Raw genomic sequence first — 23,024 nt, forward strand, 5'->3', positions numbered from 1 at the left:
AGGTGCCAGCATCGCTTGCCGAATCATGTGGTTCATGATGCAAGATAAGCTTTTAAGTGCATCAACTTTGAATGGATGCAATCTCAAGCGCAGCTCAGGTAGAAATGGATCTAGCGTGCGCCACGAAGGTAATTCTTGAATTAGTTTCGGACTTCCCCTAGCCGCCGCATTTGCCATTTGGCAGTGCGGCTCATGTATTATTGAAATGTACATTTTAGTATGTACATACACATGATTTTGTTTTGCTGCAAAAGCTCCTTGTCGCAGCTTCACGCCGCCCTTTCAGCAATCACGTGAAAGACCTAAGCGACTGTCATTGCACGTGTTTTTTGCTCTAGCGCTCCGACAGAAACGCCGCACTCGCCCATGCTGAGAAAACTTGCGACAACGAATGCCGCAGAGTATCCTGAGCGAGTCCTGCCCGGAATTGGTCGAGATTTGATTGATTCTGGAGAGGTAGCCCCCTGGCGCTAGGCCAGGGGTACCCACATCTCATCTGCCGAAAGGAAGCCTAGGGCGGCTCGCTGGCAAAAACAACTCGTTCGGTAACACTGCGTTCTTGGCGGATCGCAAAGTGAGTATCGGACGCCGGATCACCTGCGTCAAGGGGATTGGGGAATCATTTTGCCTGTCGATTTGTTCCTGGGCGTTGCGCACCATGAGCCTATCGCCACAGTTGCACAGAAGCGGCTCCCTCCTGGTCTTCAGTGACGCCGCTGACGACCGACGGCTGCGTGCCGTCAGGCAACAGCCATCGACAGAGCCTCGCCGTACGTCCTACAGCTATCACTGCGTACTCAGCCCTTCCATAGGCGCAGTCGTCCTGAAGACGCGGCTGCACGAGGCGTTGCTCGCTTGGGCTGACACTGAGCCTCTGGTTCGAGCCATCGCAATGCCAAACCAGACAGTGAGGTTCCGCGAGGGCCTCAAAGAGAGGACCGCGCACATCCCCTTGTTGGTCGAGTGGAGGGATGGATCCAAGTGCTATTGGGATGCGGCGTTCGCTGCCACAGACCCTGAGAGCCCTGGCACTGCAGCGAAGCGCGCCTTCGCGACAGCGGCCGATGCCGACTACCGGCTGTTCTGCTGGACGACGTTCTTTTCACGCCAGCGCACGGAGCTGAAAAGTCGTCTGGCTCTGCAAAACTTCCTCTACTCAGGACTCGCGGTGGGTACGGAGGAAGTCGAGCCCGAAGCACTGTTGCGACTCGCTCAATCCCCATGCACGGTGGCAGAGCTGGCCAAAGTCTGCGACGTCGACGACCACGAAATGCTTCTCGCAGTTGCACGGCTTTGGCGTCGCGGCGCGGTGTACTGGCCAATCGCGTCGATGCTGCCAGGCCCACATCTTCCCGTCTCGCTGCGGAGCGCTCATGAGCGATAGGGATGCCACGCCTCGGGTGCCACGCGTTCGTCGCTCCCGTGACGAGATCCTTCGGGACGCTGGCGATCTAGAAAGCCTGCCCTTTCCAGCCATCGACTCGATCGATGCATTGAAGCGTGACGCCTATGCAGCACGTAGTTCGGCCGCCAGGATGTGGTGGCGGGGCGCGTCTGAACGCGAGATCAACGAGACAACCCACCTTTCTGCGATGGCCGCTCGACGACTGGTCGAGAAGGCGCTCGAGAAGGACCCGTTGACCGGCCAACCAAGAGGCCTGGTTGTTTGCATACCTGGATACCGAAATCCCCGCCGCAGGAAGCCTCGTCGACAGAAGGACTTCAGCAAAACTCTTGCGGAGCAGGGGCGCGGAAGATCTGGCGTTCTTACGGCTTGTTTCTCGACGTACCCATCCATTGAGAGAGGCATGGTGCAGTTCGCTCGCACAAGGAGCATCGGGAAGTCCCCCCCCGTATCGGTCATTACTCGTAAAGCTTGCATTGATGCGTTTCATGCGCTGTGCCGAGACGAGGGTTTGCATCTCGGGAATGAATGGCCCTTCGATGCGCGTCGTCGGGGTGAGGGCGCAATCTGGTCTTGGTACCTCGCTCGGAAATGGGAGCGGCCCATTCAATGTGCTGACAACGAGCTTGGCGACGAAGCCGGGAAGCAGGCCCGCAGGGACTACCGATTGGCTGCTCGTGATGCCGTTCGAGGGGAGGGTATTGCGTTCGATCGACTCGAACTGGACGAGCACCGCCTCCACAGCATGTTTGGCTTGCTTGTTCCCGGGCCAGGTGGTCAGTTCATGCCTTGCGGAACACGTCGCCCTTGGGCTCTTGCGCTTGTCGATCGAGGGACTTGGGTATGTGTGGCGAGCGGACTGAGCCACCGCACGCGGTACGACACCAACGACGTCAAGCGACTGCTGATTCGCGCGCTGCGACCGCCTCCACGTTACATGCTCAGCATCCAGAATGCGAACTTCTGCTATCAAGACGCCGCCGCTTATCCGGCAGAGGTTCTTGGGCCCAGGTTGTGGCGGGAACTCGCGTTTGATGCGGATGCCTCCCATCTGAGCGCCGAGAGCCTGTTGGCTGCAAAGGAGGTTCTACGCTGCAATGTTGCCAGCGAGCGGATTGCAGACCCAACGGCCCGTTCTTTCATCGAGGGCTTCTATACCTCTCTGGCCAGCTTCATGGAGACGATGCCGACGTCGACGGGAAGCAATCCAAGATCGGCGGCATATCGAGATCCCTCCAGTGCGGCGGTCCGGTATCACATCGCGCTGCCGCTCGCGGAGGAACTGCTCGACGTCTATTGCCGCAACTGGAACTCGACAGCGAAGGCCGCGTGTGGCGGCGTTAGCCCGCTGGCGCTGCTCCAAGACAAGCTGGCCACGCACCATGCATTTGACAAGCGTCTCGATGCCATCACAGCGTCATCCCTTTGGAAGCTGCTGCCAAAGTACGACGCAACGATCACGCGCCTTCGCGGAAAGAGCGGCCCGTTCCGCATCAATTTTCTAGGTAAGTACGGATCGCCTGCACTCGCCGACCATGCCGAGCTCCGCTACCTGAGGAACACCCGCGTTCATCTCTACGTACAAGAGGATGCTCGATTTGCTCATGCTGTCCCCCTAGAGAGACCGGACCTTGTCTTTCCGGTCTCGCTGATCGGTGCATTCAGTGGCATGCCTCACGACCTCGAGTTCAGGCGGATATGCCTCGCGATCGCGAAGAATGCGGCCTGCGCCTCCAAGGCTGACTCACCTCACCTGATCATGGGTGTTATCCAGGGGCTAGGGGAGGCTGCAAAAAGCAATGACGGCGCTGCCATTCTGCTAGCTGGGACGGTCAGCTTCATGAACAGGTACGGGCTCGGAAGCGAGCATTACATATCGTTGCCCGATGATGTTCGTCGGCAACTGCAGGACTACACATCGCGTGCGGATGCTGGTGAAGAAGATAGCCATCCCATGGCGGAAGGTCCACCGCTCTCCAACGCTATTGTGGATCCGAGCTTGTTCGGCAAGCTGTAGCGGGACGGACATGAGCAGGCATCCCGTTATCGAGGACTCCGTCATGCTTGAGACCAACGCGCTTCGAGAGTGCGTCGCGGAGTTCAAAGACCGAGCTTCCAATGGTGAGCGCGGCATGGTGATCTATGGTCCGCCGAAGCAAGGTGTAACCACTGCCTGTCGACATATCTGTGACGGTCTCGAGTCCGGCGGAAGAGCACTCGTTCTGCGCGCACAAGCCCTCCGATCAGACGACCTTCCGGTTCGAGTTCAGCCGGACCAGCTATGGCGCCTCATGCTTCCTTGTGAGGCGATCCAGAATGGCTTCGTGAGGAGCACCAGGGACGTGCTTCTTCGTCATGTCGAAGTTGAAGCTGAACGCCTCAATACCAAGCATGTGTTCGTCGCGATCGATCAAGCCGAGAACCTATCTCTGCGTCAATGGGAAGACCTCAGGACTTTTGTTGATTCACTACGAACCGAACGACGCCTTTCGTGCTTTTGCCTCATCGCGGGCCAGAGCGAGTTGCTGGCGGTGGAAGATCGAATGCGACGGTCGCTGAGGCACTCGCTGATCACAGACTTCCTTCTAGGGCCGCATCGATTCCGTGGAGCACGCCTAGAAGAGCTGGACGGCATCCTGTCTGGCTACGACTCGCTTCGCTATCCATTGCCTGACGGACCGAGCTATACCGAGCACTTCTGCCCAGGACTTTGGCGACGCGGCCTGCGGTTGGTCCAACTAGGCGATCCAATGCGTCAGCGCTTCGCGAAGATTCTCAGTGGTTCGGGGACCGGAGCTCAAGAGTTGCCGATGGCGTATTTCGCCTCGGCAGTCCGCCGCTTCCTTTACTCGGCCGAGGAGGTTGCCCCGCAGGACATGGCAATGCTGGCTGCGTTTGCTGCACGGTGCGTGGACAAGTGTGGCCTTGGAGAGGCGCTAGCAACGCTCGGCAATCCTGAGCTGGATGCTCGTGCGTTTCGGCGCTCACGTCGCCTGGAGTGGTGATGCGCATCGCCGGCTGGAACCCCGCTTGGTATAGGAATGGCGAGTCTCTGATCTCGTTGGCAGTCAAGGTCGCGTATGGGAACTCGACCACCGTTGGTGCGGTCCTGGAGCGGCTTGTGGGCGCATCCGCATCGAACCGATTGCCGACGATGTTTGCCGATATCTCTACTGCCGAACGCGTTTGCAGAATGCTTGGATTGCCGTCGGGCGTTGCTACGACGATGCTAGTCGGCGTCGGCAGGCCGAGCTTGCAGGTACGAGAGCGTGCCTGCCTGGCACTTCGGTGGTGTCCCTCCTGCTTGTCGGAGCGATATCACACGTGGGAGTTCCAGGATTGGACCAACGGCATCTGCCGCGTACACGGCGACCGGCTGCTGGACCGGTGCCCGAGGTGCTTCCGCCATGTCGATCCGTTGATGTTGCGCGGTTGGCACTGTCCCGTGTGCGCCCACGCGTTTGCACCCGATCTGAATTCGGACTGGCAGAGGACGCTTCGACGGGCGACCTCGGCTGAGCCCACTTCCGAGGCCATGCCTAGATGCGGAGTCGATATCGAAATAGAGCAAGGCGAGAATGGGCTTGTGGTCTCGCGTATCGGCCCTTGCGGACGCAACGAGCCAGATCTGTGGCAATGGCCATATGCACGCGAGGCTGCGTCGATCAGGCGACTGGCTTGGGAGCAATGCAGCGCGGTCGTCGATTGCTTGTACGGAGAACACCAAGACTGTATTGAGTCTGAATGGGCGGCAGCGCACATCGAATTCGAAGTAACCTCTTTCAAGTGCCCGCTCGGCGCAGCTGTATCCCAGACCCTTGCTTGGCTGGGTTGTACACACGAGCGGCGCAGAGGCTGGCCGGATTCGACATTCTGTGGATCTAACGCGCTGCCAGTACTCTGGAACACTGTCAGCATAGCGCCCACCTGGCTGACTGCATTGCTCGTTCGCGAGGCGACAAAGGAGTGGCTGAGCGATGCGCTATCTCAGTTCTCATCGATCGATCCTGACGCACCGGCCAAACTCGCATGGCGGCCGCCGGAGCGCCTTGGCATGACCTGGAAGTGTTGCGAGAGGACAGCTTTGATCGAGACCGGATCAGTTGGCAAAGGACTCCGGGCCAACGCGGCCCAGGGCGCACGCGCGTGCCAAGCTCGCAGGGCGGTCCGCCCGGATTTATTACAAGCGACTAGAGGACAGTCGACATGAGCAAGAAGATCTGGACTGCATCTGCAGACGTCAACGCAAACGGCATCCATCGCCGCGGACTGCTGATCGGATCCTATGAAACAGCAGCCGACGCAGATCAAGCTTTCAGGCGGTTGATCGGACTAAGTCCCGTCACCGTGGCCCCCGGTCTCCACTGGTCGACATTGGTGGAGGAGCTCGTGTCGCGGACCGCCTGGAACGCCCTCACGTGCGAACACCATGTTCGGCAGCGCGACGTGTTTCTCTGCATATCTATTGAGCTCTCGTCGCTGGAGCTGGAAGCTTCACTGGAATGTTCAGTTCCGCGTACCGGTGACCCACCATTTCCATCGAATCTTGACCCACCCTTGTTGAGCCGCTAACGGCTCAGGCTGTGGATAACTTTCTGGACTTGGGCTCCTTCTTGGTGGGTTGGGCTGAGCTGTTCTTGAACCGATAGCTATCGTTGCCGGTCCCAAGGATATGGCAGTGATAGGTCAAGCGGTCCAGCAGCGCCGTTGTCATCTTGGCGTCGCCGAAGACCGTGGCCCATTCGCTGAAGCTCAGGTTCGTCGTGATGACGAAGCTGGTGCGCTCGTATAGCTTGCTCAGCAGGTGGAAGAGCAGCGCCCCGCCGGAAGCACTGAAGGGCAGATAGCCCAGCTCATCAAGGACCACCATGTCGGCATGAGCCCGTCGATGAGCCATCTGACCACTCTTGTTGCAGAGCTTCTCCTGCTCGAACTGGTTGACCAGGTCCACGGTGGAGAAGAACCGAACACGCCGGCGCAGATGCTCGACTGCCTGCACGCCAAGTGCTGTGGCCAGATGGGTTTTACCGGTCCCCGGACCGCCCACCAGCACGACGTTCTGCGCCTGTTCCATGAAGTCACCGCAGTGCAACTGGCGGACCAGCGCCTCGTTGACTTCGCTGTGCTCGCACTGGAAGCCGACCGCGGCGGCTTGCTTTCCGGAACTTTGCTACCGGGGCAGAGGACAAGGTAGAGAACCTTCAGGTGCCCCGTCCATCAATGCAGGACGCGCGCTCCTGACTTGGCGGAGATTCTGCTGGCCGGGCCTACGACACCGGCGAAAGGCAGGCGATGCGGCTCGTTTTGCTTCAGTTCACTGCAGCACGCTGTGGGGCTCCATGCGCCATGGCCTAGAAGCCGAGGTCGGTGTCCTCAACTTCGCGGCTGGTGCGCTCGGAGACGAACACTCGCTTCGGAGGGGCGTCGTACTTGACCGACCTCACGCGATGTACCTGGATGGACTTCAGATCGAGGACAAGTGTGGGCTTTGGCCGAGCACGGCCAGGGGCCGCTGCAGGGCGTTCGGAGGCCATGATCATCTCGAATTCATCCCAGTGTTCCGTGACGAATTTTGCTTCCCGCTCAGCCTCTCGGGCCTCTTCTGACGAAGGGTCCGGCTCCGCGGGGAAATCGAAGGTAAGCCAACGTTCGCCACTGTGCTCATTCTCCTGGTCCTGTTCGTCCTCTTCTTCCTCTTCGCGCTCGTAGTGCGTGAGCAACCGCGCCTTGGTACCCGCGGGGTGGGGCAGGGGCGCCACATGGCATGCATCGTCGAAGAGCACCAGATTCATGGCGTTGTCGCCTGCCTGGGCCGATGCGAACGCCACACCGTCTATGCGTGGCTCCATCGCCGCGATGTACTCAGCAATGCACTGCGTGGCTAGGTAGTCGAGGTGGGCCTCGTGGTTGAACACCGGCACCGATAGGCGCCTGGACAGACTCCTCAGAAATGCCATCCGATCGGACAGCTTCTGGATGTTCGGGTCGAACAAGCTGAGATCCTCATAGCAGCGTTCGAGACGCTTTAGGTTCAGCACACGGATCGGGCGCAGCAAGTCGAACTTGCCCGTGACCACCAATGATCCGACAGGCGCTCGAACCTCGGCGATGCAGGTCTCTTCTTCAAGGGCACCATACATGACGGTTACACCCGCGGCGTTCATACGCCCGGCTCTGACAGCGCGTCCACGCAGGGCGCCGAGCTGGCCAGGGATCCCTTCAAGGATCTTGCGGACCTCGCTCTCGTCGTACGCAGTCCGGCCGCGGTAGATTCCTTTGAATGTCTCCGGCGACAGCGTCTCGACGACTTCGCCGTCAAAACCTTTGAGCGTCTGCACGCCGCCGAACATGTCATTCAGAAACTCGCCCGTCGAACGGCTGAAGAAACGTGAGCGATGGTGCAGGTCGTCCTGGATCTCGCGCCAACGCGCTTCGACTGCGCTGTGATTGGCGCCGCCGGCGGCGGCATAGCAAGCCTCTGATCCATAGGGATCTTCGTAGTCGGGGTCCTTGTAGTCTCGATACGTTCCGCTGTCCCAGCAATCGACCAGCTCGGCGCAGACGTCCTCGGGAAGCCCTGTCATGTAGTTCACGATGGAGGCCGGCGATTCACCATCCCGCTGCCATTCATAGCTCGATTCCCGGTCGCGCATGAGTGCCTCTTCCCAGGGCTCCGGGTTGCTCGCAGTCAACTCGTAGTTCTCGTCGAAGACCCCTTTGACCCGCTCGGCCAGTTCCTCGATCTCCCAGCATTCGTGCTCATCGCTGTTGCAGCACATGCACGTGTTGACTTCGCCGGAGCCCTTGATCTCCCGGCTAAGGAAGCGGTCGGTGACACAGTCGAAGCAGATGTATTGGTCTCGATTACTCATTGGTCAAAACTTCTCCGGTGAAATCCGTGGTGCCGGCTCTGCCGCAATCGCAGCTCATTTCTTGGCCACAGGCCCTTCGACTTCCTCGAGCTCGGTTTGGACCGCGCCGGTGACTGCCGCTGCGGCCTCAGCGTTGAGCGAAGTGACGCAGCCGATGGCACGGACTTGCTTCTCGGACACCCTCTGGTACAGATCGGCACAGCGCTGAAGGTTGGCGTTGGCGTACCTGCGACCCTTGAGCGTCTTGATGTTCAGGTTCGCGATGAAGATGCCAGACAACACGGCCGCGACGGCCACGCTGATCGCCGCGCCCGAGTCGCCCCTGACTGCGTGCCAGCCGTTCTCGAACACGACAATCCCGTGCTCGATCAGCTTCATGCACTCATCGATCACCGCGAAGGCGTTGTCGGTCGCGGTCTCCAGCAAGGCTTGGGAGTCTCGCGAGAACTTGGCTCTCTCTGAGGGAGTTCCGGCGTTGTTCCGCGCCACCCGCAGCTGCACCACCTGATCGAACTCGCGTGCGTCCTTCTCGAATAGCGCCTTCAGGCGAGGCTCCGCGGCGGCAACCTCATTCCTGATGTAGTTCAGCGCGACCTCGTGCGGCTTGCACTCGTCCTTGGTCAGGCTCTTGTCGCACACAGTGATCAGCAGCTTGGTCGCCAGCAGGCCCATCAGCGCGGCCGCGCTGCCAGACCCTGGCGACGCATTGCCAGCCCCAAAGGCGTCGAGCAGTTCCGTGGTCGGCTTCTCCAGCAGTTCCAGTTGCGGGTCCGCTCTGTCTTCAGACAATTTTCTTCCCCCTGTGCACGCGTCCCCTTCGCGTCTTCGAGCGAGGTCGGGACAAGATCCACCGCTACATCGCGATGATGAGCCACATCGGCGACCCGACCGTGCCGGGGATTCAAGGCTACTGGACTGCGTATGCTTCGCGGGCCTGGCATCGGAACGGGGGCAGGGCGGTTGCTCGCGCGCCCCTCCGACAGGTCGGCGCCATCTTAAAGTCCGCCGACCGCGTTACGTCGTTGGCTGCCATTCGAGCGCCCGCCATAGTCAGCCACGGCGACGAGGATCGCATGGTCCACCCGAGCGGCGGCGTCGCGACTGGGCGAGCGATTCCGAACGCTCGGCACGTGGTGCTGAAGGGCATGCGGCATCAGATCGACGTGTATCAGGCAGGGCGACCCACGCTGCTTCTGCTCGGGCATCTCGCCGATGCAACGGGCCCGGCTTAGGTCTCTCTCAAGTGGTCCCCTGCTTTGGAAAAATCGAACTGATATGACCTATTGGCTTCTTGTCATTGAGTGACAAGGGCTCGCCACGCTCCCACGCATCCAGGTCGTATCCCATGGAAACGATCACCTCACGGGCCTCCTTCCCAACCTTCAGTGCGCCGGAAGTGAGGTACCCAAACTCCGATCGTGGAGGCGCGTTCAGGTACAGGTACGAGAAGGTCGGGCCGGGAACGGAAACGCTCATCACATTCTTAACGCGCCCCGCAGAGTTCTTGTGTCGCGTGACCAGATGGTCGAAGGTCATCAGTTTGATACCCAGGGAATCCTGTAGGTCGGAGTACGCGGCCTTTTGCTCATCGGTAATGTTCTCGCTGCTGCGACCATAGACAAGTCCATAGACAACCTTCCAGGGGTTCGCGGCTTTGCCGCTCGCGCCGAGCATTCGCTTGAAATCTGCAATCAACGCGGACAGCTTTTGCGGATCCTTGAGGTCGGTCCTCCACCGGGTCACCTGCTCGATCGCTGCGTTGAATTCGACCGACTTTGCAGGTTTGTTTGGCGGGCCTTTCCACATGCGCTTGCTGGGGTCCTCGATCTCAATGAGGACGATGGTGTTCTCCGCAGAGGTGGTCTCCAAGTAGGCGAAGTCCGTTACGTTCCCTGTCGGAAGCGGATACTTGTACAGCACCCAGTCGAACCAGACGCCATGGTGGTGATTCGCGAGGTGGGGCAAATACTCGCTGTGCCGGGCGAGCGATTCTTGAAATGCCTGCTCGCCACTACAGCTTGCGAGTGCGGCCTCCAAGTCCGGTGAACAAGGCAGAGCTGGCGGCTGCGAGTTCAGCTTGTTCCAATCCTGCTCAATATACTTACCCTTTGTCGTCATCGTCCGTCCCTTTCTGTAATGTCGAGTCGAGTCGACTCGAGTTTACAGATCCAAGCTCCCATGGCAGAGCGGCGAGCTCTAGGTCATCGTCACGACGCGGAGGATCTTGACGGTGGGCTGGTATTCGAGGGCAACGGTCACGCGTTCTGGATCGCCAACTTCGCGGGGAAACTCCAACATGATGTTGAAGTAGCTGCCTCGATAGCCAGGCGATGACTCGGATGCCGGCACGGCGCGCCAATCCAGGCTGTAGAGGTAGCTCGACCGCATCTTGGACTTGATCGCTTCTTCCAGCTCTGGCTTGGTCAAGGTGTTGAGCCCAGCCAAAGCCAGCTTGCCGTCCTTTGCCGTGGTCAGGTATGTGAACTTCGCGTCCTCGATGTGGACAGTGAAATCGCCGAAGTCGGCCACGTCCTTTGACATCGCGCGAACAGCGATCTCAAGGTCGTCATCGGTCTCCTGCAGCAGCATCTGCTCGGGCTTGTAGGAGAGAAAGATGCCGAAATACGTGAGCTGGACGCTGCGAACTTTCAGCCCCAAGGCCGTGTAGTCGTGCAAGTGGAGATTGAAGTCATCGGTGTTGGGCCGGTCATCCTCGTGCCCCAGGATCATGGTGTTCTTGTGCCTGATCCCGAAGTTCATCAAGTGCATCGTCACGAAGGTCTTGGTCAGACTGGCATACGTGCACGGCACGTAGCCGAGATAGCCCGAGTGGGGCTTCAAACCCTCATGCAGGTTTTCCAGTGCTGCCGCAGAGAGGTTGTTGAGGTAGACGACGAAGCAGAAGGTCGGGTGCTTGAAGTCCAAGTCCTTGGCGATGACGGCCTTCTCTCGCAGCAGCTTGCGGGCGAACTCGTCACGGTCGTCCCCGATAAGCTCACCTCCAAGGACGCTGTGCGTGGTGCCGGCCGGTAGCAGCTTGAAGACGGCATCGGCCGCATCCACACCAGCGATCCGATGGGGGTTGCAGCGGTGCTCATCAAACAGGAACGCCGCCTCTTGCTTGCCGGTCTGCGGGGTCAGCGCATTTCTCAGCTCGTCGTAGTCGATGCCCTTGGCCCTGAGGATATCCAAGAAGTCTTGATGGATCCGCTGGATCTCAACGAAGGTCCTTGTGTCCGTCCACTTGTAGTGTTCCCGGATCGCTCCCGGGAGTAGATTGCCACGAGCGTTGAGCGTGTGAATTCGGCTCATCGTGGAGGCAATCCAAGTCGATTGCGGGTCTGATCACTCATGAAAAGGCTGTGGATTTCATCGTGCTCGGTCGCCTCCGTCTTGATGGCCGTGACCTGAAGGAAGCGAAGCGATTGGTCTACGAAGGCCAGCTTGTCGGCATCACTGAACTCGGGCTGATCGCCGTCGACTTGGAAGTGCACTTTGCTGATGACACTGGCTTCAGGAAATAGAACGACATTGGTTCCACTAGCCGCAATTAAGGTCAGACTGGCGGGGGGCACACTCCCGGATGCAGGAAAGCCCGCCGGTCGAATCCGACCTGGATGCCGTTTCCGTCTTGGATCCAGATCATGACGGCTCCTATAGCCAGAAGCGACACGCCTTAAACACCTAAGCCTGCGCGCTCGACTTCGGTCAGCCGCGGGCGCTTTCATGATCCGCACTGGCGGCTGCCTGCCTTGGCGTTTGAGGGAGTGAGTAATGCAGCGGTCCCATTTTGATCGGGCTTCGCAGGAGAGAACAATCGTGCCGCTGCACTGCGCTGTGATTCCGCCGCTCGGAAATAGCCCACCAGCGTCGTCGGCGAGGTGTGGCCCGTCAGTGCCATCGTGTCGCCGATCGACACGTTCTGCCTGGCCGCCTCGGTCACAAAGCCGGAGCGCAGCGAGTGCGCTGCAAAGTCGCCCGGCAAGCCGGCCAGCGCCGCCCGCTCACGGACGATGTCGCGCACCGCCCCGGCCGCGAGAGGCTCGCCGACTTTATCCCCGCGCCGGATACGTCGGAAGATCGGACCGGTCTCGACACCCGATCGCCGCAGCCAGCAGGAGAGGGCGTCTGCGGCTTCGTCGAGCACAGGCTTCTCAGCGTCGGACCTGGCGGCACCTGACTGGTTCGTCTTCGAGTGCAGCAGCGTGAAGCTGTAGGCCCGCGGGCCTACCTTGCGCGTGTTCTCGATGGTGGCTGCGGTCACCTCGGAGCGCCGGCGGCCGCCGCTGGACCAACCGAACAAGAGAAGGGCGCGATCACGGACTCCACGCAGCGAATCGTCGCAGGTGGCCAACATCGCCTGCAGGGGTTCCAGCGTCAGTGCGGCCTTCTTCTCCGGTGTGACCCCGCGCTTGGCGTAGGCCCGCCGAGTCTTGGCCACCAACTCGCGAACCATGGGGTCATGCACCGGACTGGTCATGCTCTTGAGCTGGTGAGCCTTGGACAGCACGCTGAGACGGTGCTGGACCGTCGATATGGCCAGCGGGCCGGGCTTTGACTTGACCCCACAGGCGATGAGGGCCTGGTCGACAGCCGATGGCAGCGATGACTCGAGGCCGCCGGCAACGCGACGCTCGACGTGGTCCACGATGAATTGCAGGACAGCCGCCACGGGCACGGGCATGCCGATGGGCTGGGCGTAACGGAACCAGAACCAGGCGGCCCAGTACCGCAGTGCGGCTTGGTAGCTGCGCACCGTGTTTTCCGATTCGCCCTCGGCCAGAAGCGCGTTCACAGCGTCCTCGGCCAGCGGTGCAAGCGCCGCCGGGTCGAGCGCGGCGACCACCTGGACATCGGGCAACACAAGTTTGACAGCGCGTTTGATCATGTTATTTTCAGTACATCATATGTATGATATTTAACACCGAATGTGCTTAGTCAACGATAACATTTTATTATCGTGACTAATTTAGGCCAAGGGCAGGGCGCAGATCAAGGAGAGCAGAACATGGCACGCGGCATCACTGAAGACGAGGTCTGGAAGGCCTGCGACGCGCTGCTGCTCGAGGGCGCCCGGCCGACGATCGAGCGCGTGCGCCAGAAGCTCGGTCGCGGCTCGCCAAACACCGTCAGCCCGATGCTGGAGACCTGGTTCAAGCACCTGGGCGGGCGGATCAAGGACCCGCGAGCCTTCTCGGCGCCGGCGTCCATGCCAGACCCGGTCTACCAGGCCGCCCAACATCTCTGGGAGGCCGCCCAGGCAGAAGCCCGTCTCGATTTTGATGACCGACTCAAGGCCGGACTCGCTGGGGCCGCTGCCAGCGTCGACATCGAAAAGGACAGAGCCGCCCTGGCCGATGCGGCTGCGTCAGCCGCTGCCATCAAGGCCAATGCGCTGCAGGCCGAGCTCGCTCAGTCGCGAGAGGCGCTGGACGGGGAGCGTGCCGCGCACGCTGCAACGGCCGCGCGCCTGGACGACGCTCGACTACAGACCGGCGACCTCCAGGCGGACCTTGCTGCGGTCCGGCGAGCTGCCGACGAGACGCGTGCGCGTGCTGACGCAGCCATCAGTGCGGCGGATGAGCGCGCCCACGGCGCCGAGCGTCGCGCTGCGCTGGAGATCGAGCGCGAACGCCTGCTTCGCTCGAAGGCGGAGAAATCGACCGAATCCATCGCAAAGCGCTTCGAGGAAGCCCTGAAAGCCCAGATCGCCGCCTCCGAGCAGTTGAATGCAGTAGAGGGCCGACTGACCCAACTGAAGACCGACGCGCGGCAGCGCGAGCAGAGCCTGCAGGCGCTGGTGGACGACCGAGACGCGCGGATCCGGCTGCTCGAAGCCGAGCTCGTGGACGCACAACGCGAACTGGCGGGACGCACTGCACAGGAGGTGCTGATGTCGGAGCTGGTGGCCAAGCTGGCTCCAATATCCGCGGTACCCAAGGAATCACGCTCTGTGAAGCCGCGCGGCGCAAGATCCAAGAATTCCGGCGCATGACGCCAACTGCCTCGGCGGCTCTAGTTTCAAGGCCCTAGGCCCCGCGCTCGATCTTCGGATCGGTCGCGGGGCCTCTTCATTTTTTGCGACGAGTTCCAAAGACGTGTCGCCGAAGCGAGACGATGTGATTGTCATGGTGTACGTTCGTACACCACAATACGAGCATGGGACAACCGAACACCGACGCGTCGCACTTGAACCGGCTTCGCGACCACTACGCGAGGCATGGCGTTTTGCCGTCTTATGCTGGTATGGGCGAGGTGCTTGGCTTCCGTGCGAAGAACGCGGCGGTGAAGCTCGCCCAACGTTTGTCACTCGCCGGTTACTTGCAGCCTGCGCCTGGCGGGAAACTGGTGCCGACCGCGCGCTTCTTCGAGCTTCCACTGTTCGACACGCCTGTTCGAGCAGGCCAGCCGCAAGCGATTGATGGACAGGCCGCAGCCGAGTTGGTCACGATCGAGAGCTACCTGATCGAATCCCCTTCGTCGACCGTGCTCGTCAGGGTTCGCGGAGACTCGATGAAAGATGCCGGCATTCGCGACGGTGACCTCGCCATCGTCGATCGCGACCTCGCACCGTCCGGCGGCGCATTCGTCATCGCATTGGTCGATGGGGATTTCACGCTCAAGGAACTTCGTTACCAGGGCAAGCGCCCGATCCTGATTGCGCACAATGCGGACTTCCAGCCCATCCGGCCCACTGGCGAGCTGGAGGTGTTCGGCGTTGTGCGCGGCATCGTCAGAAAACTTAAAGGCGGCCTGGCGGGCAGCCCGAAATACACCCAGCTTGGAGGAGCCAAGACATGACCACCATCAGTCGCATCGAATGGACCGAACAGACGTGGAACCCGGCTGTCGGCTGCACCAAGATCTCGGCGGGCTGCAAGAACTGCTACGCCGAGACCATGGCCAAGCGCCTCAAGGCCATGGGCACGCCCGGCTACGAGAACGGCTTTGCGCTGCAGATCCTGCCGGATCGGCTTGAAGACCCGGTCAAGCGTAGAAAGCCGACCGTGTACTTCGTCAACTCGATGTCGGACCTCTTCCACGAGAAGATCCCGGACGCCTACATCGAGCAGGTCTTCGACGTGATCACGCGCACTCCGCACCACACGTACCAAATCCTGACGAAGCGGGGCGCCCGCATGGCCCGCTTCTTCAAGACGCGCACCGTGCCCGAGAACGCCTGGCTCGGCGTCTCCGTTGAGAACCGCAAGCACGGCGTGCCGCGGATCGACCATCTGCGACGCGTACCGGCAAAGATCCGATTCCTGTCCGTGGAGCCCTTGCTCGAGGACGTTGGCGAGCTCAATCTCACGGACATCCATTGGGTCATCGTCGGCGGCGAGTCGGGTCCGAAGGCCCGCCCGATGAAGGAGGAGTGGGCCGACAGCATTCGCACCCAGTGCGAGGAACAGGAAGTCGCCTTCTTCTTCAAGCAGTGGGGCGGCTGGGGCGCCGACGGCAAGCGCCGCGCCAAGCACGCCAACGGCCGGTTGCTCAATGGCCGCACCTGGGACGAAATGCCGGCCGGAACGGCCAGTCAACTGGGCGTTTGAGTTGATCAACGTGAAACCGCGCAGTTAGGATCTGGCATCCGCACTGCGCCACCCACGATGGTCAAACGAGACGACAAGTACTCTTGGCACGTAGGCAGCTGTCCCCCGCCTATCGATCCACATAGCCTGGTCAAGCACCAGATCGTCAGAAGCTACCTTGAGCGGTACATCCAGGTGTTGATGAGCAACGTGCTCATCGAAAAGCTGACGCTTTCCGTCGTGGACGGCTTCGCCGGCGGTGGAGACTATTCAGGCGAGAACGCCGGCGAGTTCCATGACGGCTCGCCGCTGATTGCGATGAAGACCGTGGCCGAGCAACAAGCGGCTCTCAACGTGGGCCGTCAGAAGCCGCGATTCGTCGATGCCAAGTACTACTTTGTCGAGAAGAAGCGCTGCAACTTCGCATACCTAAGCAAGCTGGTCGGCGCTACCGTTGAGCCAAGTCGAATCGGCCGTGACATCGAGCTGCTTCAAGGGACGTTCCAAGAGCGCGTCGGCCCGATCATCAACGACATCCGCAAGCGCGCAGGCGGCGAGCGCGCGATCTTCCTCCTGGACCAATACGCGTACGACCAGGTGCCCGCACCGTTGCTCAAGACGATCTTTTCGAACGTAAAGGGCGCGGAGGTGCTGCTGACCTTCAACGTGGATTCGCTGGTCACGTTCTTGAGCAACACCGAGCAGAGCCGGAAGAAGCTCGAGGAGATCGGCCTGGCCCGCTACATCGACTGGGAATCCCTCGACCGACTGAAGGCCGCGGGAGGCAACGTCTGGCGCTCGGCGATCCAACGCAACCTCGCCAAGGGCCTAGTCGAAATCAGCGGCGCCAAGCACTACACGATCTTCTACATTACGCCGATGGGCAGCACATCCTGGACCTACTGGCTCGTGCACTTGTCGAACAGCTTCAAGGCGCGTGACGTCATGATGGAGTTGCACTGGGAGAACGCCAACCATTTCTCCCACTACCTCGAGCCCGACATCTTCACCCTGGGCTACAGCACCAACGCGGACCGCGCGGCGACCGGGCAGGAAGCGATCGACCTCGGCGAAGCGCATCATTTCGACGCGATCGCCAATCAGCGCTGCCTGGACGGCTTGACCGCCAAGCTGGTGCCCACGATCTACGGCTTGGACAAGCCGACGCGTTTCGGTGACGTGCTGCAGCAGATCGGCAGCTCGACGCCGGGCACGGCCGACATGATCCGCCAGTCGCTCGATGCAGCGATCCGCAACGGTGACATCGCCGCGGCAGGAGCAGCCGGCGGCGGCAAGAGGACCCGCGGCTCGACCTTGCGGCTTGACGATGTACTGACCGCCGGCAAGCAGCGGCCGATCTTCTTTCTCTGAACGGTGGGTCAGCGGCTAAAACAAAGCCGCCGCGCCAATCCAGCCCAGCGTCTCACCGCCACCGCCACCGACGTCGAAGTGAAGAGGGTGCTTGTACCGCCGGCTTGCGTCTGTGGTGCGATTCACGACCTTGCCGGACTTGATCAGGCGAACCAGCGAGGCCTGTAGATCGCCGACGAACCAGCCGGTCTCCTCCAGGATGTCGGCGAAGACCGTCGTGTCGATGTGTCGATCGCCATCGCTCAGAAACATCTGCCAAAACATATCGACTTCAGCAGCCGAGGCATGTCCAGCGTCGAAATCGACCATCGAGCCTGGCGCCCACAGCAAGCCAGTGCCCTTCGACTCGACCTGCTTTTGGTCGCGCAGCATGGTGCGAACCTGGCACTGCAACTTGTCGGTTTCTTCCGAAATTCTCATGAACTCCACCACGCCCTTCGGGTGCGAAGTGAGGTAGACCATGTGGTACTTCGTGCGGTCGCGCTCAGGGTTCATCACCCGCGCATGCGCTGCTCGTGCGGGCCTCGACTTCGATGCTGGAACGCACAGCTTCAGGTTCTTGCGGTAGGCGTGGACGAAGGCATGCTCGCGTTCGTGCGGCGTCAAGCCTTCGACATCCAGATCCTCGCCGACGACCGTGGCCATCGTTGGCCGCATGCCTTCAATCGACATGGCGCGGTTGGCATGCTCGTACATCAGGTTGATCAAGAACTCTGACTTGGGGCGACGCACCAGTGGTGCCAGGATGGGCACAGCGATCGGCGTATAGCCCATCGGGTCGACGAAGAAGAAGGTGAAGGCATCCGGGCCGACCCATTCGAGGATCTGCTCCCGCAGTGTCACGAAGTCGCCCTGCATGCAGTGCGATTTGATGCTGCGCGGCGTGCCGGTAGTTAGGTAGGTCTGCAGCCTGCGAAACGACGACGGTTTGGCCTCGACGTACAGGGCTCGGATCTTGACGTAGACCTTCCTGCTCGCAAGCTCATTTCGGCAAGCGGCCAGCGTTTTGAGCGAAATCGCAATCGATGTGGATTGCATGTCCTCGGACGGATCGCCCCAGGGGCCGGCGAAGCAATCGACGTAGCAGAGCTCGATGCTGCCGCCTCCGCTCTTGGACCCCATACCGATGATGAGGAAGAGCTTCTCGAGATAGTCCTCAAGAAGCCGGTGCTTGACCAGCGCCTGCTCTCGCCCGTCATAGGCTGCCGGAATCAAGGGGGTCGCCACATCATCCATACGCTACATCATTCCATGAGCTGTATATCCAAACAGTATGCCAGCACAGGACTGAGGATGGCAACCGTAGATGGCTCTACGAACTGCGGCCTACTGCAATGGGCGCTCGGATAACCATCAACCCAGACACTTTCACTGACCTCTGCGGCATCCAAGGCGGTTCGGAGCGCAGCGGAAACAAAGTGCGCAGCAGATTGTTGGTAGGAGACCGAACGCACGCAGACTTCATTTCCTCCACGCCGCCTGGGCATGCTGGTCTTCGGCTTACCAGTTTGCGCCCCGCTCCGCACCGCGCACTCGCAATTCGTCGAGCAGGCTGCCGTAGGTCGTGACCTGCACATCGTGTATCGACGAGACGAGCCAACGCCACTGCGCCACAGAGATGGTCGGCGACCGACCAACAACGAGTGTGAGATCCGGCTGGAAGTACTCTATGCCTCGCCGACGAAGGCTGTCCCGCACGGATTGCTGGGCCAATATGCGGGCGTAATTGCGAAGTTGCTCGACGCCTCCCATCACGTCGCGGGACAGATTCGGGACACTACGATAGGCGGTTGCCAAGCGGGTATCAGGGCGCTTTAGCTCCAGTAGCTCCCAATCGTTTGTGATCGAGTTGCGCATGAAGAGGTCCGTCCGACGAGTCCTGCCTGCAATATCGAGTTCGGGGTACTTAAGCCATAGCTGAGTCTCGATTCGATCGTACTTTTGGCCAAACACCTGTCGGAAGTTGGCTGACAGGAAGGCTTCGAGCCTTGATTCCTCCGCATTGCTGTTCAAGAGGTGTTCAAACTCCCTAAGCAGATCGTCTCCGGGTTGTGGCGACAAGATGTACACCGGTTCGTACGCGACAGCTTCCGATCGTTGGATCGCCCCCGTCAGCGAACCCTCGACCTCGTAGCGCTGAACCGAGAAAGTCTCGTTCTCACATGCGATTCGGACGCCATCGGAATGACGGGAAAGCAAATCCAGCAGCGTACTGCTGGTCTTGCCGAGTACTTTGTCGACATACGAGTCATAGCTGCCGACTAGGACCAGAGGAGGTCGAAGGCCGCACTTGCGCGCCGCGGCAGCATACCGAGGCACGATCTCCGTCTCGTAATCGTCCTTTGCATTGCCCGTGATGTTGGTCAGGAACGCCAGGGACTGAAGTTGCTTGGCGGGCACGATGTATGGCGAAACCATGCCCCATGCGCCGAGTTGATTTCCATAGATGCTGCGGATACGTCGGAGCGTGCTCCGCAAGAAGGGGTCTCGGGTGATCGAATTCAGCGATGGAGTTGACTGGACACCACACGTCCAATGGCGGACAAAGACCTCGTGAAGTGAGCCGCCATAGGAGGAACGAAGTGGCCGCACGAAGACGCCGTTGCCTGCGTTCCTGAAGGCAGCGAGAGGCTCCTCGTCGCTCTGGAACATTGCTTCGGTGAAGGCTGCGAATGCCGACGGGGTTAACCGGCTCAGCAGCCTCCTTGCGATCTCGGCACTCATGTGAGGCCCCGCACTGCTCGTCGACATGGTGACTCCCTAAGTCTTGGTCTGAAGCTCAGCGGCAGGTGCGGAGGCAGTTGGCCAAATGCTACTCACTAGGCCTTCCCAGCTCGAAGGACTAACGCCCAGGGCGGCAGAATTGCGGGGCGAAAAGCCCGACTTCTGAGCCCGACGAGGGCATCCTCATAAGCATTGCCAAGTCCATTCTGGATCGCAATCACCGTGCGAATTCTCAGAGAGTAGGTCGAGAGTCAACTCGATTCGGGTACGCCAGACTAGTACAAGGGCATGGGTGCACACCGTTGCACATACCTCGCAACCTGTGCAAGCCTCTACGCCGCGACCTTAGATAGCCCGCTTGCGAAGTTTTCCGAGCAGTCTTTGAGTAGACGAGATAGAGAGCCAACGTATCGATTTACGCCCATTGCGAATTGCCGTGCACGTGGGTTCGAACTAAGCTCGAACTTGATTCTTGCGTCCACCAGTGAGCTCGGCGTGGCCATCTCTCGAAACGCAATGTCCTTTACAGGTAGAGCCGGCGTTCCTGTAAGCATCGGCGCATCAAGAAGAGCTCTGACCAATTCAACGAACTTTTCCCATCCCGGGAGTTGAAAGTCCGTGACATCTTCCTGTTTGCCGGCCTGAAGTGCAATGTGTAGGCGCTTCCGGAGCTCATAGCCCTCACGCCCACCCCAAACGTGGTTTCGCAAGGTCGTTTGAAAAGCTTCGAGACCCATGCCTTGATCAAAGACTGTGCTGAATTCCCTCACGATCGAGCTGAGGAAGGTGATCGCTTGACTTATGACCACGGCATAGAGCAGGCGGTGAATCGGTTTGGTCACATCGAACTCGCCTTCCGCGGACTTTAGTCGCGACAGGAGCGTCCTGAACCCCGCAGTCGCGCTTCGCTCGAACGCGGCCTCACTCGACAAAAATTCGACAAGAGGGGCCACTCGCGGGAGCTGCGTGCGTAGCTTCCACAGTGCATCCCATGCTTCAAGGTTGTCGAGGTAGGTGATCCCTTCCAGGTAGTTCGTCGATGAGGAGCGGGCGTATTCGTCAAAAAGCTTTTCAGCGAAAAGATGCACACCAATTTTCCCCGCAGCCAGTCGGTGACCGTCCGGGGCAGGCTTAGTGAGGATCACAAACGCTTCGTCCGCTTGGATCAGTTGGAGTAGTCCGCTAGCCCAGAGCGCGCGACCCACGCCACTTGTCTTCGCGAGCGTTTTGCAGTCGAAGATAAGGCGGCGTTCTTGGGCTTCTCCCGCAGGTCGCAAGCCGAGCACGTCGACGTCCGTGATGTCCGAGGGCTTGGCAGCTGTGTCTTCGCCGTAGCGAACGAGACACTCCATATACGGGACATAACCGTGCGCTACGCAATACCGAACCGCCTTTTGTTTTTGAATGGCATCTTTGATCATCGAAGATCCAGCAGCAGTTGTTCCATTTCGGCTCGAGCTTGGGCATCAAGCGGCGGTCGCGCCACTTGTCTAAGCGCTGTAGACGCCACAATCGACTGAATATAGGTCTCGTCGCGCTGCAAGGCGATCCTCGCGTCATCGGAGACGCCACCAGACAGGGGCTCACCCGATCTGAAGATAGAGATCGCATCCTGCAGCGCCTGGACGTTTTCTGGCGTGTCGATCAGCTGAAACTCGTACCAGCCGGAGCGGGGAAGCGGCGCCAGCCTTCCGACCCGCAAAGTCACCAAATTGGTGTACTGCAATGCCGCCTCAGTGCTCGCACCGATCTTCTTGTAGGTGGCCAGCTTTTCGAGAAGGGCCACGGGATACTTGATCGCATATTGACTCGGCAGCAATTGGCCCTTGCGTACTGCCGCAACGATGGCCATGGTCCGCTCGTAAATCTCTCGCTTGCTCCCGTCCATAACACCCGCACCGGGCCTCGGAGTAAAGACGAAGTGCTCGTCCACCGATGGGTTGCGGAGACTTGGCGGCCGAAGCACGCCATCTGCAACCATTTCTTCGAGCAACTGAAGCTCGCTCGAGCTCAATTTCGTGCCGTTGATCTCTCCCCGTGCACGAATCATCGAGAGAGGCCAACCTTGCGCCTTTTTCAGCAGGTCCAGCAATCGCTGAACGCCGCTAGCGCCGCCTGATGCAGCCTGAGAGGCAAGGGCGTCTAGACTGTCTGCAAAGTAGTACGGGCTGACCAAAACATCCTGGCCTCGAGCGCGCTTTGGCAGCACGAGCCCACCAGTCTTCGTTATGAGCTCAACGCGGTTGAAAACCGGCATCGGCGCCCCCAAGCGGCCGATCATAGCGTCGCGCTTCTCGGGCTTGCTTCGCAACTCGTTCAGAACCGCAATCGCGACTTCTTCGTGTTCGGTCAGCGCGATCGTTCCAACGTACTCTCCGAGTCCGCTGTAGACGGACGAGAAGTGCGGAATGTTGGGGATAACCGAAGTGATCGTCTTGCCAGTCGTGATCAGATCGACGTAGCCGATCTCGGCAAGGATGTCGAGAACAGGCCGCAGAGCAAGTGCAGGAATGTCGAAGAAATGATCAGCGACTTGGCGCAGAACGTCGCCTTGAATGGCGCCCAGACCGCGGATGTTCACCGCAAGCTTGCCCGCCATGCCGACGAGCGGCAGTTCCCCGAATTCAGGGACGCTTGATCGAGCAAGCCCGACCTGTAGATCGTGGGCGAACTCTGCCTTGGCCTGGTTGGTAGTTGTCGACATCTAGCTCCCCAAAAATAGCTCGCGGGATTGTAGTTGTGGGGCAGGCCAGCTCATCCGGGGCCGCCGCCGACTTCTGATCGGCAGATTCGCTTGCGGAGGCCGCGCGGACTGAATGCCAACAGCCAGGTGGGTTGCCCGAAGTAGCCAGTACGTAGCCTGCGCAGGATCACGTGCAGCGTTTCCTACCAATCCACGTAGCGATTTCGTTCCGGCAGCCATGGAACGCACTTCAGGTCGGATGATCTAAGGTGCGCTGCGACAGGTGGCCCTGATCTAAGGTGCGCGCAATCGACTGGGGACGGCTTTTCGAGTGGCTCGAGGTGCGATTTCAGGTGGTTTAGATCATCAAACGCCTAGCTCACCACACGAAGATCGATTCGTTTGCTGCGTGACGCAACATAATCCACATTGTCCGA

The 23,024-nt window shown here is 60.1% G+C and carries 17 protein-coding genes and 1 pseudogene; 8 read left to right on the forward strand and 10 right to left on the reverse strand.

All coding sequences use genetic code 11. The annotated features are described in order from the left end of the window. Positions 1-1,808 precede the first annotated feature (1,808 nt). The 3 genes from N4261_RS14060 to N4261_RS14070 all read left to right on the forward strand — a co-directional run bounded on the left by N4261_RS14060 (position 1,809) and on the right by N4261_RS14070 (position 5,977). On the forward strand, positions 1,809-3,422 hold the full coding sequence (locus N4261_RS14060; protein WP_261755931.1) for a hypothetical protein: 1,614 nt from the start codon (positions 1,809-1,811) through the stop codon (positions 3,420-3,422). A 43-nt stretch (positions 3,423-3,465) separates the two neighbouring features. Further along, the gene (locus N4261_RS14065) at positions 3,466-4,410 is read left to right on the forward strand and encodes an ATP-binding protein (protein WP_261755932.1); all 945 of its coding nucleotides are present in this window, start codon (positions 3,466-3,468) and stop codon (positions 4,408-4,410) included. 1,201 nt (positions 4,411-5,611) lie between these two features. Then, positions 5,612-5,977 (forward strand): hypothetical protein, encoded by a 366-nt coding sequence (locus N4261_RS14070; protein ID WP_261755933.1) that lies wholly within the window; start codon positions 5,612-5,614, stop codon positions 5,975-5,977. Positions 5,978-5,981: 4 nt separating this feature from the next. Here the strand turns inward: N4261_RS14070 and istB are convergent. The 5 genes and pseudogenes from istB to N4261_RS14095 form a co-directional block, all read right to left on the reverse strand. Beyond that, positions 5,982-6,545: pseudogene (gene istB / locus N4261_RS14075) on the reverse strand (IS21-like element helper ATPase IstB); the annotation flags it as partial. A 211-nt stretch (positions 6,546-6,756) separates the two neighbouring features. After that, the gene (locus N4261_RS14080; protein WP_261755934.1) at positions 6,757-8,277 is read right to left on the reverse strand and encodes an RES family NAD+ phosphorylase; all 1,521 of its coding nucleotides are present in this window, start codon (positions 8,275-8,277) and stop codon (positions 6,757-6,759) included. Positions 8,278-8,331: 54 nt separating this feature from the next. Beyond that, entirely contained in the window at positions 8,332-9,066 is a 735-nt protein-coding gene (locus tag N4261_RS14085) for a cyclodeaminase/cyclohydrolase family protein (protein WP_261755935.1), read from the reverse strand. 450 nt (positions 9,067-9,516) lie between these two features. Beyond that, positions 9,517-10,395, reverse strand: a complete 879-nt coding sequence (locus N4261_RS14090) for a DUF4263 domain-containing protein (protein WP_261755936.1) — start codon at positions 10,393-10,395, stop codon at positions 9,517-9,519. Positions 10,396-10,473: 78 nt separating this feature from the next. Continuing rightward, positions 10,474-11,589: a hypothetical protein gene (locus N4261_RS14095; protein WP_261755937.1), complete on the reverse strand. Its 1,116-nt coding sequence runs from the start codon at positions 11,587-11,589 to the stop codon at positions 10,474-10,476. Positions 11,590-11,639: 50 nt separating this feature from the next. Here N4261_RS14095 and N4261_RS14100 point away from each other — a divergent pair, with 50 nt between their 5' ends. Beyond that, complete coding sequence (locus tag N4261_RS14100; protein ID WP_261755938.1) at positions 11,640-11,801, forward strand: hypothetical protein; 162 nt, start codon at positions 11,640-11,642, stop codon at positions 11,799-11,801. A 200-nt stretch (positions 11,802-12,001) separates the two neighbouring features. On the opposite strand, the gene N4261_RS14105 is transcribed toward N4261_RS14100, so the two are convergent. Next, positions 12,002-13,165, reverse strand: a complete 1,164-nt coding sequence (locus N4261_RS14105) for a site-specific integrase (RefSeq protein WP_261755939.1) — start codon at positions 13,163-13,165, stop codon at positions 12,002-12,004. A gap of 120 nt (positions 13,166-13,285) precedes the next feature. Between N4261_RS14105 and N4261_RS14110 the strand changes: the two genes are divergently transcribed. The 4 genes from N4261_RS14110 (at position 13,286) to N4261_RS14125 (ending at position 17,180) form a co-directional block, all read left to right on the forward strand. Next, a complete protein-coding gene (locus N4261_RS14110) occupies positions 13,286-14,272 on the forward strand; it encodes a DNA-binding protein (RefSeq protein WP_261755940.1) in 987 nt (328 codons plus the stop codon). 164 nt (positions 14,273-14,436) lie between these two features. After that, on the forward strand, positions 14,437-15,078 hold the full coding sequence (locus N4261_RS14115; protein ID WP_261755941.1) for a LexA family protein: 642 nt from the start codon (positions 14,437-14,439) through the stop codon (positions 15,076-15,078). After that, entirely contained in the window at positions 15,075-15,830 is a 756-nt protein-coding gene (locus N4261_RS14120) for a DUF5131 family protein (RefSeq protein WP_261755942.1), read from the forward strand. The genes N4261_RS14115 and N4261_RS14120 overlap by 4 nt, the downstream gene beginning before the upstream one ends. A gap of 57 nt (positions 15,831-15,887) precedes the next feature. Further along, the gene (locus N4261_RS14125; protein ID WP_261755943.1) at positions 15,888-17,180 is read left to right on the forward strand and encodes a three-Cys-motif partner protein TcmP; all 1,293 of its coding nucleotides are present in this window, start codon (positions 15,888-15,890) and stop codon (positions 17,178-17,180) included. A 15-nt stretch (positions 17,181-17,195) separates the two neighbouring features. Here the strand turns inward: N4261_RS14125 and tcmP are convergent, their stop codons facing one another. From tcmP to N4261_RS14145, 4 genes are all read right to left on the reverse strand, one after another. After that, a complete protein-coding gene (gene tcmP, locus N4261_RS14130) occupies positions 17,196-18,416 on the reverse strand; it encodes a three-Cys-motif partner protein TcmP (protein WP_261755944.1) in 1,221 nt (406 codons plus the stop codon). A 264-nt stretch (positions 18,417-18,680) separates the two neighbouring features. Beyond that, a complete protein-coding gene (locus N4261_RS14135) occupies positions 18,681-19,904 on the reverse strand; it encodes a DUF4263 domain-containing protein (RefSeq protein WP_261755945.1) in 1,224 nt (407 codons plus the stop codon). A 332-nt stretch (positions 19,905-20,236) separates the two neighbouring features. Further along, positions 20,237-21,325 (reverse strand): hypothetical protein, encoded by a 1,089-nt coding sequence (locus tag N4261_RS14140; RefSeq protein WP_261755946.1) that lies wholly within the window; start codon positions 21,323-21,325, stop codon positions 20,237-20,239. After that, a complete protein-coding gene (locus N4261_RS14145) occupies positions 21,322-22,608 on the reverse strand; it encodes a hypothetical protein (protein WP_261755947.1) in 1,287 nt (428 codons plus the stop codon). The genes N4261_RS14140 and N4261_RS14145 overlap by 4 nt, the downstream gene beginning before the upstream one ends. Between the last annotated feature and the right edge of the window lie 416 nt (positions 22,609-23,024).

The organism is Roseateles amylovorans, from assembly GCF_025398155.2.
Lineage (GTDB): Bacteria > Pseudomonadota > Gammaproteobacteria > Burkholderiales > Burkholderiaceae_C > Roseateles > Roseateles amylovorans.